This window comes from Pseudomonas congelans (assembly GCF_900103225.1).
Taxonomy (GTDB): domain Bacteria; phylum Pseudomonadota; class Gammaproteobacteria; order Pseudomonadales; family Pseudomonadaceae; genus Aquipseudomonas; species Aquipseudomonas congelans.
This window is the reverse complement of sequence record NZ_FNJH01000006.1, coordinates 109,767-125,764: the sequence shown is the minus strand read 5'-3', so window position 1 is coordinate 125,764 and position 15,998 is coordinate 109,767. Positions and strand designations below refer to the sequence as shown.

14 protein-coding genes are annotated in these 15,998 nt (G+C 60.5%); 5 read left to right on the top strand and 9 right to left on the bottom strand.

The window, feature by feature from the left end; all coding sequences use genetic code 11:
• Positions 1-3: 3 nt before the first annotated feature.
• The 8 genes from BLR20_RS19715 to cobG all read right to left on the bottom strand — a co-directional run bounded on the left by BLR20_RS19715 (position 4) and on the right by cobG (position 7,584).
• Positions 4-639 (bottom strand): hypothetical protein, encoded by a 636-nt coding sequence (locus tag BLR20_RS19715; protein ID WP_054993283.1) that lies wholly within the window; start codon positions 637-639, stop codon positions 4-6.
• A 35-nt stretch (positions 640-674) separates the two neighbouring features.
• Positions 675-1,310 carry a hypothetical protein gene (locus BLR20_RS19710; RefSeq protein ID WP_054993284.1) on the bottom strand — a complete coding sequence of 212 codons (636 nt, stop codon included), beginning with the start codon at positions 1,308-1,310 and terminating at the stop codon, positions 675-677.
• Positions 1,303-2,001, bottom strand: a complete 699-nt coding sequence (locus BLR20_RS19705; protein ID WP_054993285.1) for a hypothetical protein — start codon at positions 1,999-2,001, stop codon at positions 1,303-1,305. The genes BLR20_RS19710 and BLR20_RS19705 overlap by 8 nt, the downstream gene beginning before the upstream one ends.
• Before the next feature lie 58 nt (positions 2,002-2,059).
• On the bottom strand, positions 2,060-2,839 hold the full coding sequence (locus BLR20_RS19700; RefSeq protein ID WP_054993286.1) for a hypothetical protein: 780 nt from the start codon (positions 2,837-2,839) through the stop codon (positions 2,060-2,062).
• Positions 2,840-3,187: 348 nt separating this feature from the next.
• Positions 3,188-4,891 (bottom strand): precorrin-3B C(17)-methyltransferase, encoded by a 1,704-nt coding sequence (gene cobJ / locus BLR20_RS19695; protein ID WP_054993287.1) that lies wholly within the window; start codon positions 4,889-4,891, stop codon positions 3,188-3,190.
• A complete protein-coding gene (locus BLR20_RS19690; protein WP_390175905.1) occupies positions 4,891-5,625 on the bottom strand; it encodes a precorrin-2 C(20)-methyltransferase in 735 nt (244 codons plus the stop codon). Before BLR20_RS19690 ends, cobJ begins: the two co-directional genes overlap by 1 nt.
• The gene (locus BLR20_RS19685) at positions 5,622-6,248 is read right to left on the bottom strand and encodes a precorrin-8X methylmutase (protein ID WP_003368856.1); all 627 of its coding nucleotides are present in this window, start codon (positions 6,246-6,248) and stop codon (positions 5,622-5,624) included. Before BLR20_RS19685 ends, BLR20_RS19690 begins: the two co-directional genes overlap by 4 nt.
• Complete coding sequence (gene cobG, locus BLR20_RS19680; protein ID WP_074594994.1) at positions 6,241-7,584, bottom strand: precorrin-3B synthase; 1,344 nt, start codon at positions 7,582-7,584, stop codon at positions 6,241-6,243. Before cobG ends, BLR20_RS19685 begins: the two co-directional genes overlap by 8 nt.
• 135 nt (positions 7,585-7,719) lie before the next feature.
• Here cobG and BLR20_RS19675 point away from each other — a divergent pair, with 135 nt between their 5' ends.
• From BLR20_RS19675 to BLR20_RS19665, 3 genes are read left to right on the top strand one after another with little or no spacing between them, the layout of a single operon-like run.
• Positions 7,720-8,922 carry a bifunctional cobalt-precorrin-7 (C(5))-methyltransferase/cobalt-precorrin-6B (C(15))-methyltransferase gene (locus tag BLR20_RS19675; protein ID WP_054993289.1) on the top strand — a complete coding sequence of 401 codons (1,203 nt, stop codon included), beginning with the start codon at positions 7,720-7,722 and terminating at the stop codon, positions 8,920-8,922.
• Positions 8,922-10,034 (top strand): cobalt-precorrin-5B (C(1))-methyltransferase, encoded by a 1,113-nt coding sequence (locus tag BLR20_RS19670; protein WP_010427347.1) that lies wholly within the window; start codon positions 8,922-8,924, stop codon positions 10,032-10,034. Before BLR20_RS19675 ends, BLR20_RS19670 begins: the two co-directional genes overlap by 1 nt.
• Positions 10,031-10,750: a cobalt-precorrin-6A reductase gene (locus BLR20_RS19665; protein ID WP_054993290.1), complete on the top strand. Its 720-nt coding sequence runs from the start codon at positions 10,031-10,033 to the stop codon at positions 10,748-10,750. The genes BLR20_RS19670 and BLR20_RS19665 overlap by 4 nt, the downstream gene beginning before the upstream one ends.
• 142 nt (positions 10,751-10,892) lie before the next feature.
• Here BLR20_RS19665 and BLR20_RS19660 read toward each other — a convergent pair whose 3' ends face one another.
• Positions 10,893-11,351 carry an REP-associated tyrosine transposase gene (locus BLR20_RS19660; RefSeq protein WP_074594991.1) on the bottom strand — a complete coding sequence of 153 codons (459 nt, stop codon included), beginning with the start codon at positions 11,349-11,351 and terminating at the stop codon, positions 10,893-10,895.
• A gap of 143 nt (positions 11,352-11,494) precedes the next feature.
• Between BLR20_RS19660 and BLR20_RS19655 the strand changes: the two genes are divergently transcribed.
• Positions 11,495-11,956 carry a copper chaperone PCu(A)C gene (locus BLR20_RS19655; protein WP_032615635.1) on the top strand — a complete coding sequence of 154 codons (462 nt, stop codon included), beginning with the start codon at positions 11,495-11,497 and terminating at the stop codon, positions 11,954-11,956.
• A 393-nt stretch (positions 11,957-12,349) separates the two neighbouring features.
• Positions 12,350-15,820, top strand: a complete 3,471-nt coding sequence (locus BLR20_RS19650) for a dermonecrotic toxin domain-containing protein (protein WP_054993291.1) — start codon at positions 12,350-12,352, stop codon at positions 15,818-15,820.
• Positions 15,821-15,998 lie beyond the last annotated feature (178 nt).

Here is a 15,998-nt window from a genome sequence, read left to right as displayed (position 1 = left end):
GGCTCAGATACTTGCAGAGCGCACCAGCCCCTGCGCCCTGCCGTCCAGATAACGCATCACCTCGTCACGGTGGGTTGCATACGTCGTGCTGTCAAAGATGTAACTGCCGCCCTTGAAGTGAAACAGCAGCCTTCGTGTTCCTGGCGCATGGTCGTCAACGCTCAGGTGCAGGCTGCAAAGCAACAGGAGCATGCGGCCAGGCTCATAGTTTTCGCAGGGCACGACCTGAAAACTGCCCAGACGTCCCTCATCGAAGCCGCTCTGAAAGTAGGCTTCTGCTGCCTGGTTCACGCCCATTGCAGCGACGGCGCGCTGCACCAGGCCGCCAAGAAGCTTGCGATCTGCCGGATGACTGACCTTGAACGTTGCCTGCAACAAATCGTCGACACTGCTTACCACCAGCGAGTCGCCCAGAACCACGCCCTTTTGCTGTATGCCGCGCGTCTCGAGACGGCTGCGGTAGTAATGCATCCAGCTGCCCCACTGGGTCTTGAAATCAAACTGCCTGCCCGCGAACAGCTGCGCATCCAGAAGCAGGTTTTGAATATCCGTGCGCTCCTCGCTCGCAAGCCCGGGCAGAAACGCGACCATACTGGGGATGTTGCCTAAATACGCTGCGTTGTCTGTGTCTGCATTCATTTGCGTTACTCCCTTCCATGGGCTTTTCCAGATTGCTAAAGACTGATGATTTCGGCTGCGGCACGATCAGCCAGGGCGTCCTGCACAGTCTGGCGAAACGGCTCGAAGCTCTGGCGACTGAATCGGAATGCCGTACTGATGGCATGCACCTGCATTTCGCCGCCCAATATTTGCCAGAAATACTGCGCGGGACGCAGCGCCAGGGTCGTCATCTGCAGGCTGCACAGAAGGATCGACACTTCGTCCTTGTTGCGCATTGCACAGGGCATGAGCTGGAAGCTTTCAGAACGTCCGGACGTGAACCAGCTGCCGAAAAAATTCGCCGCATGCTCACTGCTCAGTAACCTGTCGAGCGAGCTGCGGTATAGCTGGCGAAGCTCGGCAGCGTTATCGACCACGGGGAGCTGCAGTTTTCCGATGTCCCTGAAACTGTGGATTCTCAATCGGGCATCGTTGATCCCGGCGCTCCGCGAACCGCCGGTGGCGGTAATCGAACGCTGGTAAGCATCCAGCCATGCACGCCAGTTGGTCCTGGACGAATGGTGATCATCAGCGACCAGTCGCGCATGGTGCAGACAATCGATTATGTCTTGGCGCACATCAGGTTCGACATTGCGGGCGAAGGACAGCAGGCTGGCTTCCGTCAGCAGAGCTTTATCCGGATCAGACATCAGGACTGCCCCCAAGCGGCATGATCAGGCCCGCGCGCTTGCTCGACAGCGCGGTGTCGATGCCATCACGAAACTGCGCATAGACCTGCTCGAACAGTTGCATTGCGTAGACAGTCACAGCGATGTTGCCGTAGATACTCTTTGGCTCGATGACCTCGAAAAGAAACCCGGCTGACAGCGGCTGACGTGTGGCGAACTGAAACTGCGCCAGTTTCAGGTTCTGCTGAGTGTCGACGAACGCCAGTTGCAGAAGCACGCTGACCTGCAACTTTCCCGCGTGATTCAAACCGCTCTGTATGGCCTGACTGCGAAGCAGATCAAGCGCATCGTTCGCGGTGGAACGAGTGCTCACCTTGCGCATGAACGTCTCTGCACGCACTAGCGTCTCGGCTGATACCAACGGTGCAAGCGCGCGCGCCATGCAACTCCATACCGTTTCAACAGACTCTGGCGGCAAGGGCTGACTGACATGTTCGTTGGCACTCGGCAACCAGCCGAAACGCTGTGCTGCGGCGAGACGGGTTTCATTCCATTTTTCGGGTTCGGCAAACTTCGAATGTTGCTTCGATGCCGCCAACTGCACATACAGCATCGAGTCCAGCACATCGTTTTTCAGGGAGACCCGCTGCGGCTCGGGGAAAAACATTAAACAACCCGCATTGACGACTGCGGCATCCATTTCCTGCTTCATGGGGAAATTCCTTTTATCCCGAAAGCGGAGGCAATCCCTGCCTCCGCCATCACTGCGGTCAGATTTCGAATTCTGCAATCGCACGCCTGGCATTGTCGTCCAGACGTTGCTGGATCATGTCGCGATGGCGCGCATACAGAGCCGTATTGAGCAACAGGCTGTCCTCGCCCTTCCAGGTCTGGACACTGGTGTCCTGCCACTCCCAGAACAGTACGTTGGTGACGTCACTGTCAGCCTGAAAACTGACCGCTGCCATAGCCAGACTGACGATGCTGTCCTCGGATTCGATACAGGATGCGATACGGAAGCTACCGCCACGGTGTGACTTGGTCTGGTTCTCGAACAGGCGCAGGGGTTCTTTTTTGGCTTTCAACGCGGCGATTGCATCTCCAGCCACCTTGAGCATCAGCAGCGATGCAGGCCCAGGTAACGCGGCAGCTGCGATGGCCGAACCGAGGATTTCCAGACCCACTTCGTCCATGGTGAAACGCTGATTGGCAGCACGATAACGGGCGTAGTTCCATTGGGTGGAAAGCCAGCCCAGCTTCGAAAGCACTTCGTTGAATTTGTCATACCACTGATCGCCCTGGGTTTCAGAGCTGAACGCCTTGTTGGCCACAAGGGTGGCAAACAGAAAGGAATTCATCACGTCCTGCTTGCTCTGCGCCGACATACCGGCAGCAAATGCCAACAGACTGCCTGCGACCACAGCACCTTCATTGCCGGAGCCTTCGTCAGTCTCGTCAGCCGCCTGAAGCGACTCGGGGCATTCGGCCAGCTCGCAAGAAGCAATGTAATCGAGGTTGTCAGTGGTGTTCATCGTAATTTCCTGTGTCATTTCATTAGTCCTTTAATTCATGAGTCCTGATGGACTGAATCGAGACTAGCGAAATAAATCAGGCAGTTTTTCGGTGCTTCCCGTTTGCTCTCTGATGGCTTTCGGGCGCCTGGCTGCCGAACTCGATACGCAGCGCGAAATTCGCGCCCGCCATCTGCCTCCCGGTTTACCGCGGGTGAGCGAACATTCCCGGGAGGTTTCTGCAATCGGACTACAGGCTACGTAGATTGATGAGAGCCGATTCGCTCAAGCATGTGAGCCGAAATACGGGCTCACCTACTTGAAGTTTCAGCCCCACATCAGTGCTTTCCCACGATTGTTAGCAACCGATATGACGAGCGTTTGCGTTTACGCTGTAGGCTTGTTGCCATACCAACGCGGCGTGTACACCCAACGGCCACCTTCGTTGCGGGGAAAGGTGCACGTCAGGGAAGAGCCGATCAACACCATGGTGCGCATGTCCACCTGCTCCGGTGTCAATTCGCCCAGCGTGATAACCCGCAATGTCTGACCGGGGCGGCCGATATCACGCCCCAGCGTCACAGGAGTTGCGGGGATGCGATGCTGGCGCACGATCTCCAGCGCGCGCCCCAGTTGCCAGGGTCGGGAGCGGGAGATGGGGTTGTAGAAAGCTAGCGCCAGATCGGCCTGACAGGCGAGATCCAGGCGCTTTTCGATGATGTCCCAGGGCTTGAGGTTGTCGGACAGCGACAGCACACAGAAATCATGCCCCAGCGGCGCACCTGCCTGGGCCGCGGTGGCCAGAGAGGCCGAGACACCGGGCAGAATCTCCAGCTCGACCGCATGCCAGTGTGGGTTATCCGACTCATGCAACGCTTCAAGCACCGCTGAAGCCATGGCGAAGACTCCCGGATCACCGGATGAAACCACGACTACCGAGCGGCCTTGAGCTGCGAGTTCGAAGGCATGCCGCGCACGCTGCATTTCTTCACGATTATCGGTGCAGTGCAGTACCTGATCGGCACGAAACGGCCCCGCCATGCGCACATAGGTTTCATAGCCCAGCACATCATTGGCACGTGCCAGTTCGGCCTTGACCGCAGGCACCATCAAGTCTGCTGCGCCAGGGCCCAGGCCAATGACTGCAAGTCGGCCACGCCCGCGGCCGATGCTCTGCACATCCAGCGGCTGCAGCGCGACAGCAATCGCTGTGTGGGCGTCGACGCAGAGCGGTGGCAACAACTGCGGCACAGCTTTCATGGCCATCTCGCTGGCCGCAGCAGCACTGGCAAATCGCAGCGCAACGTCCAGTTCCGCCGCCGCCTTGTGCAGGTGCGGATTGGCCATCTGCTCCTCGGCAGCCAACAGGCAGGCCAGGGACTGCCCGGCGATACGTGCCTCGCGCAGGGCCGAGCGCACGCGCTCGGCCAGTTCGTCACTGAGGTCAGTCACCGCCACCAGCACGTTACGCGGGTAAATCAGCAATTCATGGGGCGACGGCTCGCGCAGGGTACTGCCGACATGAATGGCCAGCGCCGCCTGTGGGTCTTCGGGCAATTGCGCCTGAGCCAGCCACGGGGCTTCGCCCTCGATGCGCACGGCCTCGCCGGACAGCAGGTCGGAAACGAAACGCTTGCCCAGATCCAGATCGCCCAGTGCATAGCCGCTTGGCGGGTTGAGCAGGCAAGTGCCGAAACGCAGCTCGCCGCTGGTGGTGATTGCCGGCGCAACGCCAAGCCCGCTGGCGATGCTGCGCGCCAGAACATTCACCCCGCCAAGACCGCCGAGCAGCGGCACTACGGCGCTGCCGTCTTCGGCCACGGCGAGTACCGGCGGTTCGGCGCCCTTCTCCAGCAGTACGGCGGCCAGCGTGCGGATCACGATACCTGCTGCACAAAGGGCGATGATCGGCGTGTTCTGTTGATACAACTGGCGCAGCGTCGCGCCAAACTCGCTGTAAGTGCGGTCGGCACCCTGCACACGCTCGGCCAGACCATGAATCAGCGCACCGGGAAACAGCTGTTGAATGCGTCGCGCGGTAGCAAGGCTGCCATTGCCGAGGATGACGATGGCCGGAGTCATGGAGGTCATCAGCCTTGCCACCTGTCGCCAGGCACGATAATCAGCGAAAAATAGGGCGACGACATCGGGTCGACCTGGTCCAGCGGGACAATTTTCTGATTGCTCATCGTGGCGCGCTCGACATACAGCGCGCGCCCGGCCATACCCAGTTCGGTCAGCACCTCGCGGACTTTGTGGAAATTGCGCCCCAGCTTCATGATCACCGCCGCGTCGGCATCGGCCAGCTTGCGTTTCAGGTCATCGTGGGACAGCACACCGGACAGCACCGACAGGCTCTGATTGCGATACACCAGCGGCGCGCCCAGCACCGAAGCACCGCCGAGCATCGAACACACGCCCGGAATCACTTCAGCGTCGTAGTGCTCGGCCAGACGATCGTGAAGGTACATGTAGGAGCCATAGAAAAACGGATCGCCTTCGCAGATCACCGCCACATCGCGTCCGGCGTCCAGGTGCGCGGCAATGTGCCGGCTGGATTCGTCGTAAAAGTCGCTGATGAGCTTTTCGTAGGACAGTGTTGCCGGCAATGCCTCGGTGGTAACCGGGTAGACCAGCGGCATCAGGGTCTGAACGTCCTGCAGATGCGCTTCGATGATGCCGAATGCGTTGCCCTTTTTACCCTTGGCCACGAAATACGCCACCACCGGCGACTCGCGCAGCAGGCGCAGGGCCTTGACAGTGATCAGCTCCGGGTCGCCAGGACCGACGCCCAGGCCAATCAATCGACCGCGTGCCTGCATCATTCGATCTCCGTGGCCAGTGCATTGACAGCGGCCACGGCCATGGCGCTGCCGCCACGACGGCCCTGCATGATCACGAACGGCACGCCGCGGCTATCGGCGGCAAGCATCGCCTTGGACTCGGCGGCCCCGACAAAGCCGACCGGAAAGCCGAGAATCAGCGCGGGCTTCGGTGCACCGGCATCAAGCATCTCCAACAGATAGAACAGCGCGGTCGGTGCGTTGCCGATGACCACCACGCTGCCTTCCAGGTGCGGACGCCACAGTTCAAGCGCCACCGCGGAGCGCGTATTGCCCAGCTCCAGGGCCATTTCCCGCACGCCTTCATCATGCAAGGTGCAGATGATCGGATTATTGGCGGGCAGCCGGGTGCGGGTGATGCCTTCGGAAACCATGCGCGCATCACACAGGATCGGCGCTCCGGCGGCCAGAGCATTGCGCCCGGCGGTGCCGGCACCCGGCGAGAAGCGCAGGTCTTCGATGACTTCGACCATCCCGCAGGCATGGATCACGCGCACGGCGAGTTTTTCCAGGTCGGCAGGGATCGTGTCAAGACGCGCTTCAGCGCGAATGATCGAGAAAGAGTTGCGATATATCTCCTGACCATCGCGGATGTAATCAATCATGCATGTTGCTCCGTGAGCCGGCGTTCAACTGCGCGCCGACTGCTTCAATAGTAAGGTTGCGCGCGCGCAGCACGCCGAAACCGGCATGCGCTGCATCGCGAAAATAAAGATCGTAACGGCCCGGCGCGACCGCCAGCAAGGTCACTGGCGCTACGTGGGCGGCGGCGCAGGAACGCGTGCAGCCGCTCAAGTGAACCGCCTGGCTGTTAGCCAGCCCGGCAGCCAGTTGCAGGGCGTCGGCCTTGGTATCGGCCAGCCCCTTGGCGCACCCGGCAGAACCGGTACAGGCGAGCATCTGCGCCAGAGGTCGCTCGATCGAACACACGAAGCCCGATGCCTGTAACGAGTCCAGCACGGCTGCCGCGCGCTCGACCGGCACGTTGGGCAGCAACAGGCTTTGCCAGGGCGTCAGACGCAGCGTGCCGTCGCCCTGATCCGCCGCCAGTTGCGCCACGCTGGAAAGCATCGCCGCATCGAGACGCCCCAAGGGTACTGCCGCGCCCACCGCCACCTGCTCAGGCTGGGCCTGTGGATAAACACCGATATGCCGAGCGCCCTGAATGGCCGGACGCTGCCAATCGGTGATCGCCTTGTCGGTCCGCACTGTGCAGCCGGATCGCGTCGACAGCTCGCGCAGCATATCGGCGGTGGATACCTCGGCCAGCAGGTGCCGCATCCGGGTGTGCTCGGGACAGGCCAGGTCGAGAAACAGCTCCAGCAGGGCGATAACCAGCATCTTCCCCTCGGCCACAGGGACAGCGCCCAGCGGTCGATCATTGGCCGGGCAGCCGGCCAGCCCGAACGCCAGCAGCACTTCGTCATCGAGTTTCAGCGCCGACAGCCACACGTCGTGCGGGTGTTCGAGCATGACCAGCGCTTCGCCAGCATCCAGCGACAAGGCGAACTTGGGGGACAGCTCGTGAAAACGCGGGTGATGTTCCAGCGCGTCGAGGATCTGCGCCGCCAGCGGCCGGGCATCGAAGAGCATCTGCGGATCCAGCCCGGCCGTCGGGCTGAGCATCAGGTTGCGCACATCGTCGCTGGCCGGGTTGGCGGGGCCGAGCCCTGCCGCCATCAAGGTGCCGATCAGCCCGTCATGATCGGCACCAATGCCGCGAATCTGCAAATTGCCGCGGTTGGTGGCTTCGATAACGCCCTGTGCATAGGTCCGCGCAGCCTTGGCGACGGCCATGGCCTGCACGCTGGTGATCACCCCGCCCGCCAGCTTGATCCGGCAGATCCCGCCGTCCAGTGCCGGGACGATACGCAGCAACCCCGGGCAGGCCGAGGGGCGTAGCGTTGCAGAGGATGTGCGAGCGGACTGCGGCTCGTTCAATGGGTCACCCGGTGTGAACTGGCTGGAAACGGACGTTGATTAGAGCACTTGTACCCCGTCGGGCGCGGTATTATGCCTGCTTTGTCCGCAGGCATGAAAAGGCGCTCTGTCGGAAGTTCGGATTGAGGTAGGTACATGTCGCCGTGGCTGACAGTCGTGGGAATCGGAGAAGACGGTTACAAGGGGCTCGGCAAGAACGCCAGACACGCTCTGCTGCACGCTGATCAGGTGTTCGGCGGCCCGCGCCAGCTGGCGTTGCTGCCGCCGTGCATTCGCGCCGAGCGACGTGCGTGGCCAAGTCCTTTCTCGTTGAACCCTGTGCTCGAGCAGCGGGGTGCCGAGATCTGCGTGCTGGCCAGCGGCGATCCGATGATGTTCGGCGTCGGCGCCAGCCTTGTACGCGTGGTCAGCATTGACGAAATGCGCATTCTGCCCGCGCCCTCCTCTTACTCTCTGGCCGCAGCCCGTCTCGGCTGGCCACTGCAGGATGTGGTCACCCTGTCGGTGGTTGCCCGGCCGGTAGCCGCGCTGAACGCGCATTTCCACCATGGCATGCGCCTGCTGGTGTTGAGCAACGACGGCAGCAGCCCCGCCGTGATTGCCGGCTTGTTGCGCGAGCGCGGCTTTGGTCCAAGCCGCATGACCGTCCTGGAACATTTGGGTGGCGAAGCCGAGCGGCGCGTCGAAGGCCTGGCCAGCGAATGGGGCAACCCCGAGATTGCCGCGCTGAACCTGGTTGCCATCGATTGTCGCGCCGACGCCAGCGCCATCCGTCTTAGCCCCATCTCAGGTCTGCCGGACAGCGCGTTCGAACATGACGGCCAGCTCACCAAGCGCGAAGTGCGCGCAATCACCCTCGCCCGCCTTGCGCCGCTGCCCGGCGAACTGTTGTGGGATGTCGGCGCGGGCTGCGGCTCCATCGGCATCGAATGGATGCGCGCGCACCCGACCTGCCGGGCGATGGCCATTGAAGCCGATGAAGGCCGCCAGCAACTGATCGAGTTCAACCGCGACGCACTCGGCGTGCCCGGCCTGCAACTGGTGCGGGGCAGCGCGCCTCAGGCATTGAACGGTCTGGAACGCCCTGATGCGATTTTCATCGGCGGTGGCGTGACGCGTGTCGGCGTGCTGGAAACCTGCTGGGAGCAACTGCGCCCGGGCGGCCGAATGGTGGCCAATGCAGTAACCCTGCAAAGCGAAACCGCCTTGATGGCCTGGCGCGAACGACACGGCGGCGAGCTGACCCGTATCCACGTCGCCCACGCGCAGCCCCTTGGCGAATTCGACACCTGGCGTCAGGCTCTGCCGATCACCCTGCTGGACGTAGTCAAACCCTGATGCGCGAAGAAACCGCCGAACAGCCTGCGCCATTGCGCAGTGGCCTGACCACTGGCAGCTGTGCGACCGCGACCAGCCTCGCGGCGGCGCGGCTGTTGCTCTGCGGGCAGGTCAGCGATGCGGTGGACATTGTCTTGCCCAAGGGTAAACAGGTGCAGATGCGTCTGGAATTCTGCCGGCTTGTGGATAACTTCGCGGAAGCGGCAACGCTCAAGGATGCCGGCGACGATCCGGATGTCACCCACGGCGCGCTGGTGTTTGCCCGCGTCAGGCTGCAGGCGTTAGCGGGCGTGAGTTTCGTGGCGGGCTCCGGTGTCGGCACCGTGACCCGCCCCGGGCTGGTGCTGGCAGTCGGTGAGCCGGCCATCAACCCAGTGCCAAGGCGCATGATGACCGAGCATTTGCTGCAGCTGGCCGAAGAGCAAGGCTACAGCGGCGGATTTGAAGTCACGATCGGCGTCGAGGGTGGCGAGGCGCTGGCGCTCAAGACCATGAACCCGCGCCTGGGCATTCTCGGCGGCCTGTCGATTCTCGGCACCAGCGGGATTGTCCGGCCGTTCTCCTGTGCGGCCTATATCGCCTCGATTCATCAGGGTATCGATGTCGCTACCACCAACGGTTATCGGCATATCGCCGCCTGCACCGGCAACGCCAGCGAAGACACCATGCGCCGCGTCTATAAAATCCCCGATATCGCCCTGATCGAGATGGGCGACTTCGTCGGTGCCGTGCTCAAGCATTTGCGCAAGGTGCCTGTGGATAAGCTGAGCGTGTGCGGCGGCTTCGGCAAGATCAGCAAGCTGGCCGCCGGCCACATGGACCTGCACAGCCGCCATTCCAGCATCGACCTGCCGCAACTGGCGCACTGGGCTGCGGATGTCGGCGCGGATGCAGGCCTGCAACAACGGATCCTTGAAGCCAACACCAGTCAGCAAGCGCTGGCGATGAGCGCGGCGGCAGGTGTGCCACTGGGCGACGAAGTGTGCCGCCATGCGCTGAATTTCGCGCGCAGCATCGTACCTGCGAGCGTTCAGGTGGAGGTTTTCGCAATCGATCGTCAGGGCGGGCTGGTGGGTCAGGCCGGCGTTGACTCACAGAGAGAAGCGACATGAAACGCATCCTGCTGCTGGGCGGCATTACCGAGGCACTGGCCATTGCGCGCAGGCTCGGGCCTGAGCACATCTACAGCCTGGCGGGCGTGGGCCGGGTGCCGTCGGATCTGGCCTGCCAATTGAAGGTCGGCGGGTATGGCGGCGCCGAAGGGATGGCGCAGTACATGGGCGAACAGGGCGTCGACTTGCTACTGGATGCCACCCATCCCTATGCCGCGCAGATCAGCCACAACGCAGCGCATGCAGCCAGGCTGGCGGGCATTCCCTGCTGGGCCTTGCGCCGCACCGCGTGGCAGGCAGGTCCGGGTGATGACTGGCGCGAAGTGGCTGACTGGTCAGAACTGGCCACTGCCCTGCGCCCCTTCAAGCGCCCGCTGTTCACGCTGGGTCGCGAGCCCTTGCAGCACCTGCACGAAATTCCGCCGCACCAGTTCTGGACACTCCGGGCACTGGACGACTACCCCGGCAACGAACGCTGCGAAGTGATCGGCGCACGCGGCCCGTTCATGCTGGAAGACGAACGTCAATTGTTCGAACAGCGCCGCATCGATGTGCTGATCAGCAAAAACAGCGGCAGCAGCTCCACCGAACCCAAACTCGACGTCGCCCGCGAGCGCAGCCTGCCCGTCCTGATCCTCAAACGCCCGCAGTTGCCTGACGTGGACCGGCTGTTCTGGGCAGTGGATGAAGTGCTGGAGGCGTTGGGGCTAGAGTGAATGAGCCGTCTTTAGTCCTCCTTAAAACACCCCGGCCCCGTCCACATGGCTTGAAACACTCCAGCCCTGTGGGAGTGATCTACATGGCTTGAAAATACCCCGAACCTGTGGGAGTGAGCTTGCTCACGAAGAGGCCAGTTTTTCAAAGCCAAATTGCGTCCCATAAGGGATAATCACGCACGCTTTTGACCAGGTTGGCTCGAACAGGATTGGCAACAATATAACGGGCGAAATCCAAAAGGCTTTCCTCAGTGCGGATGCTGGCGTCATGGAATCCGCTTTGACAAAAAGGTCCGCTGCAACCTCTGGCTCTGTTTATGGCGATCGCGCTTTTCGATTTAACGCGCTGTACCACGCTGGATAGTGAGTGGCTGTTCAACTGCAGCAGCCAGTGTATATGGTCGGGCATTACGACCCAGGCTAATGAATCGGCCAGTTGCTGCTCCTGAACGTGTCGAAGTTCATCAACCAGCAGACGTCCCATGCGCCAATCGGAAAAAACAGGATTTCTCTGGAATGTTTTTGCGGTGACCAAATAAATCTGACCAGCACCGGAGAATCGCCCAAGGCGCAAACGATGTGACTGTGCCCGTTCATTCATCACGATCACCTTATGACTGCATGAGGAGAACGACTGTACGAAACGGGCTCACTCATCTGCACTCACAAGTTTGCCCAAGTGTTTCGGACTTCCAGTTGAGCTACCTTTCACTCCTTATATCGAATCCCCCGGAGAATCTCACCATGCTCAAAAAAGCATTGCTGCTGGCCGCATTGCTGCTGCCAGCCTGCTTCGTCCACGCCCATGAGTACAAGGCAGGGGCATTGCTGATTGGCCATCCGTGGTCGATGGAGCTACCGCCCAACGCACCGACAGTGGCTGCATATTTCACCATCGAGAACAAAGGTGACAGCGCCGACCGCCTGATTAGCGTCGACACGCCCATCGCCGGGCAGGCGCAGTTGCATGAGCATGTACATGCCGACGGGCTGATGAAGATGCAGCACGTTCAGGCGGTCGACATACCGGCTGGCGCGAAGGTGGCTTTTGCCCCAATGGCCTGGCACGTGATGCTGCTGGACATCAAGGACCGTTCCAAGCTGGTCGTCGGCCAGCGCTTTCCAATGACTCTGCATTTCGAAAAGGCGGGGGATGTCGAGGTGCAGGTAGTGGTGCAAAAACAGGCTCCGGAACATCAGCACTGAGTAGTTTTCACGGGCAGAACCGGGAGCTGATGCCTTCAGCGATACTGTCGCGGCGACACGCCTGGCACCCACGTCCGATGCTGATTATCCGGGCGCTTGATCGAATAGTGCTTTCGCGCTTTGCCAAAACAGCGGCAACAGCTTAGATTGCTCCCTGCGGGGCCTGAAACCACTGAGTGGCGTTGTGATGAATTCCTCCTCATACCCGGTTTCAGGCCTCGCCCTTAGCTCAATCTCGCGCGTTTCCGATACTTCCTACCGGTCAGGCAGCCGATGCTGCAGTCCTCGAACTGCGCTGGCTGATACCCGCGTGCCTTCAAGCCTGACTATATGAAATGAACCGCCCGGCATACGCCTCGAGCGGATCATCCATCATGCAGACGAATCGGCACCATGACCTTACCGCTCACCGCATCAACCCAGGCTCTAAACGCCTCGCTCACCAGCGATACCTATCCACCCGACTTCAGCAAGACGACCCAAGAACTGGCCCGTACACTGCTTCACCCCCTCAAACCCAAGCTGGATGTCGAAACGACCTGGCTGACCTACCGAGACGGCGAGGTCGAATTCGATCACGGGAGCAACATACACAGGGTTCCACTGATCCCTGGCCTGATCGAATACTTCACCGGCCATTTGCAATGGATCGACAATGATGTAGTCGCTCTACACCCGCCTCTTGACACGCCCTCCCCAACGCCTGACACACAACAACCTGACGTCAAGCCACCAGCCATTCAGCCGCTGGGGCGGGCAGCGACCGTAACGTTCTTTACCCAGGTCAGCGAGCAACTGGAGCAGTGCTACATACGAAATCTTGCAGACTACTGGAGCACTGCGACGCTTGATGGCGAAACCCGGAGCAGCCGGTTTGTCGCAGAGCAGATCGAGTGCCTGACATCCGAATGTGCAGTGCTGATCGCCTTGGGAAAGATGACGACCGGGCACTACAGCCTGCTTTCGGCCGCCCTTGAGCCCTGTGCCACAAATGCGACCGAGGGTCTCGCAGACTTACAGGCGCACAGTGTTTACAGCCTGTCGGCACAAGACGGCGACGGCCCCCCGCTGTCACTTTACGGCGCGTTTGCCATTGCCCGGCGTCTTCGTGATGCGCCGGTCCAGCCAGAGCTGGAAGAGCTGGAAGATGTCCTGCTGTTTACGCCCCATGACGGGCTGGAAGCATTTGCCTCATTGCAACAGTTGAACGACGCGCTTGTTCAGCGAGTGACTGAACCCGAGTACCGAGGACGTTTGGGCGACGGCGTCACCGCCGGGCAGGCAAGCCCCACCAACCCCACCCCTGTCTTGCAATGGCAATACACCCTGATGGACGGCAATTTTCTCAGCCTGCTGCTTGCCCGGCAGGTTGTCGCGCAGCAGTCGGTCTTCGCTAAGACTGTACAGCTGGCCCGCTCTCAGAAGATGGACGCGGTCTGTTTCGAGAAAACGATAGCGAATTTGCTGAAACCCAGGATCTACTTCGACAACCACTGGCGACTCGACGGGTTCGACAGCGATCTGGTGCAAAACCAGATGCCCGATTGGTGGAAAACCATGACGCTGACGCAGCGTCAGGCATGGCATCGCCAGGCACAGCGGTTTGGCGAGCAGGTGGTGAACATGCGCAAAGCCAGCAAGGAGCACTTCGGCCAGGCGGAAAATGACAGCCGCACCTATCCGACGCGCTTTATCGACCAGCAACTGGCTCAACTGCTGAACCGGCTATCCATCGCTGCAACAGCGCAACAGATCAATATTTCACTGACCTACAGGACGGGCATCGAAGTGCTCGATATTCCCGGCGCGCCTGTATTGCCAGAAACCAGGACCGAGAACGTTTCGCTCAGGCAACTGGCACATACCCAAGCCCTGCACACCAAGGCCAAGGATGCCGTGCTTCTACGCGCTGTCGACGCTGAAGGCGTCTCCCTTGCGCACTTGGACAAGCAGGCCGTAACGGAGCTGATTGCCACGCTGGAAGATCCCCGATACCTCAGTGATTACCTTGACCTGCACCTGAAAACCTCGGCGTATGCACAGCAGCTCAAGCGGTCAGAAAAAGCCATGTTGCGAGCTCAGATGAAGATGGCGCTGCTGGAGATCGAACAACAGGCTTTTGCACACCCCGGACGCGAGTGGATCAAGGCTGTGCTGGATTCGCCAGGACTTCAAGGACGGCGAACCATAAACGAGCAAGCCATTGAAGTCCGTTTTTTCAGCGTCAACCAATTCAAGATGACCAACGTGATGCTGATTGCTCCAGCCGGAACATTCGAGAAGGGGCCGTTGGTGCTGTGCACGCTGGATGCTGCCGACGGTGTCGTTTTCCGCTGGTTCAACAGCATGTATCACCTGACCACCAGCTTTCTGGAAGAGGCACCCTTCCAGCAGTATCTGATTCAGCAAATACCGGTTTCCAGGCGTCTTGAGACGCTGCATGCCATGCAGTACGAAAAGGAAGCGAAGCATTGGCGTCTGCCCGAAGTATTCACCCAACTGACGCTGCTACCGATCCCGTCAAGGCTGCTGCGCCCGGTCGTGTTTGTCAGCCAGAGCAAAGACATTTACGAGGAAAATCATGAGACCAAGATCAACCATCTGATCAACGAAGCCAAACGGCAGATGAGCCTGACCACCGGTACAGGGCAATCGGGTCGGGGATTCGATCTGATCGCGAGCATTGCGATTCTGTTTCTGCCTGGCCCGATCATGATGCCTGTCTCGCTGGGCGCTGGACTTTACAAAACCTGGAGCGCTTTTTCGAAAATCGATGAAAACGACCTGGAAGGCGCCGCCGAGGAGTTTCTGAGCGCCCTCAGCTATCTTGCCATTGCCTTGGTCGGCCACTTGGCGCTGGCCTTGAAGCCGGCAGGAAGCGCCGCAAAAACGGTGAGACGTCCGCACCTCGTACGCAGAGTCGGTCGCGATGGTCAGGCACAGATCGGCTACCTCCTGTCGCATTCAAAGGCGCCGCGTTTCGCAGACTCGAAATTGATCGCTGCCATGGACCCCAAACGCTTCGTCGCCATTGAGGTAGAAGGCCAGACCTGCTTCATAAGCCGGCGGGCCAACGTGTTCGGTCACTCACGCCTTTATCGGGTAAACCCGATGGATACAACGCAACTGGTGCACGGGCAGGAGTTTGCTCTTCGCAGCACAACCGGCGTCTGGAAAATCGTGGGCAAACAGATCCCGCGCATGAGTCAATCGGCAATCCGCAGTGCCGAGGCGCGGCTGACCAGCCTGACCACTCTCTGGCCAGCCTCCCTGGAGGAAGCCAGTAGCACCGAACGCTTGAGTTTCGAGACCGACTACCTGGCGCTGGCCGAGACGTCCAACGCAGAAAAATTTTCCGAAATCACCACCTACGTGGAAGGCGGTTCAACGGAGATCAATCCACTACTGCGAAGCGGCGTGCGCAACGCCACGACACGCAAGTTCCTGCGTCAGTTCCATAAGCTTAATGCGTGGGAAGGCACCGCATTTCGCGCCACCTATGTATCCAGCGACGGGGTGGCGTGCCTTGAGCGCGAAGTGGGTTCGGTATTTACCGACAATGGCGTGCAGTCTGCATCGGTGTCGCGAGCCAACGCCTCCAGATGGAGCCAGGACGGGTTCGTGAGTCGCAACGCCAATACCGAAAACCACCCGGTGTTCTTCATCTTTGCACCGGCGGTGCCCAAAAAGAACATGTTCACCGGCTTTCTTGGTGATCACGTGGCCATTGCGCCGGGGACATACGTGCAACTGGGTGCGACCAAGCGGGTCAACGGACAGCTGTTTGCCTGGTTCGATGCGCCGGAACAACTGGTTGATCAGACCTACGATCTCTATACCGGAGAACAGGAACTCTGGGTCTGAAACCCGCACCCGGCTGATCCGGGAAGCCGGCCGTAACTGGCCGGCGCTCCTGCGAAGCAGCCTTGCACCATTGCAGAGCCCGGAGCGCCCGCGGGGCAAAGCCGGGTTCCACCTTGGTGCACACCCTCCCCAAACCGCGACACATTCGTTCCATTTTGCGACGTTCCTATATTGGCCC

What these genes read in the sequence shown, in the direction of transcription:
- BLR20_RS19655 (WP_032615635.1), top strand. Translation starts at nt 11,495, where the DNA reads ATGCTCAAAAAAGCATTGCTGCTGGCCGCATTGCTGCTGCCAGCCTGC.
- BLR20_RS19690 (WP_390175905.1), bottom strand. Translation starts at nt 5,625, where the DNA reads ATGATGCAGGCACGCGGTCGATTGATTGGCCTGGGCGTCGGTCCTGGC.
- BLR20_RS19685 (WP_003368856.1), bottom strand. Translation starts at nt 6,248, where the DNA reads ATGATTGATTACATCCGCGATGGTCAGGAGATATATCGCAACTCTTTC.
- BLR20_RS19710 (WP_054993284.1), bottom strand. Translation starts at nt 1,310, where the DNA reads ATGTCTGATCCGGATAAAGCTCTGCTGACGGAAGCCAGCCTGCTGTCC.
- cobJ (WP_054993287.1), bottom strand. Translation starts at nt 4,891, where the DNA reads ATGACCTCCATGACTCCGGCCATCGTCATCCTCGGCAATGGCAGCCTT.
- BLR20_RS19670 (WP_010427347.1), top strand. Translation starts at nt 8,922, where the DNA reads ATGCGCGAAGAAACCGCCGAACAGCCTGCGCCATTGCGCAGTGGCCTG.
- BLR20_RS19665 (WP_054993290.1), top strand. Translation starts at nt 10,031, where the DNA reads ATGAAACGCATCCTGCTGCTGGGCGGCATTACCGAGGCACTGGCCATT.
- BLR20_RS19715 (WP_054993283.1), bottom strand. Translation starts at nt 639, where the DNA reads ATGAATGCAGACACAGACAACGCAGCGTATTTAGGCAACATCCCCAGT.
- BLR20_RS19675 (WP_054993289.1), top strand. Translation starts at nt 7,720, where the DNA reads ATGTCGCCGTGGCTGACAGTCGTGGGAATCGGAGAAGACGGTTACAAG.
- BLR20_RS19700 (WP_054993286.1), bottom strand. Translation starts at nt 2,839, where the DNA reads ATGACACAGGAAATTACGATGAACACCACTGACAACCTCGATTACATT.
- BLR20_RS19705 (WP_054993285.1), bottom strand. Translation starts at nt 2,001, where the DNA reads ATGAAGCAGGAAATGGATGCCGCAGTCGTCAATGCGGGTTGTTTAATG.
- BLR20_RS19660 (WP_074594991.1), bottom strand. Translation starts at nt 11,351, where the DNA reads ATGAATGAACGGGCACAGTCACATCGTTTGCGCCTTGGGCGATTCTCC.
- BLR20_RS19650 (WP_054993291.1), top strand. Translation starts at nt 12,350, where the DNA reads ATGACCTTACCGCTCACCGCATCAACCCAGGCTCTAAACGCCTCGCTC.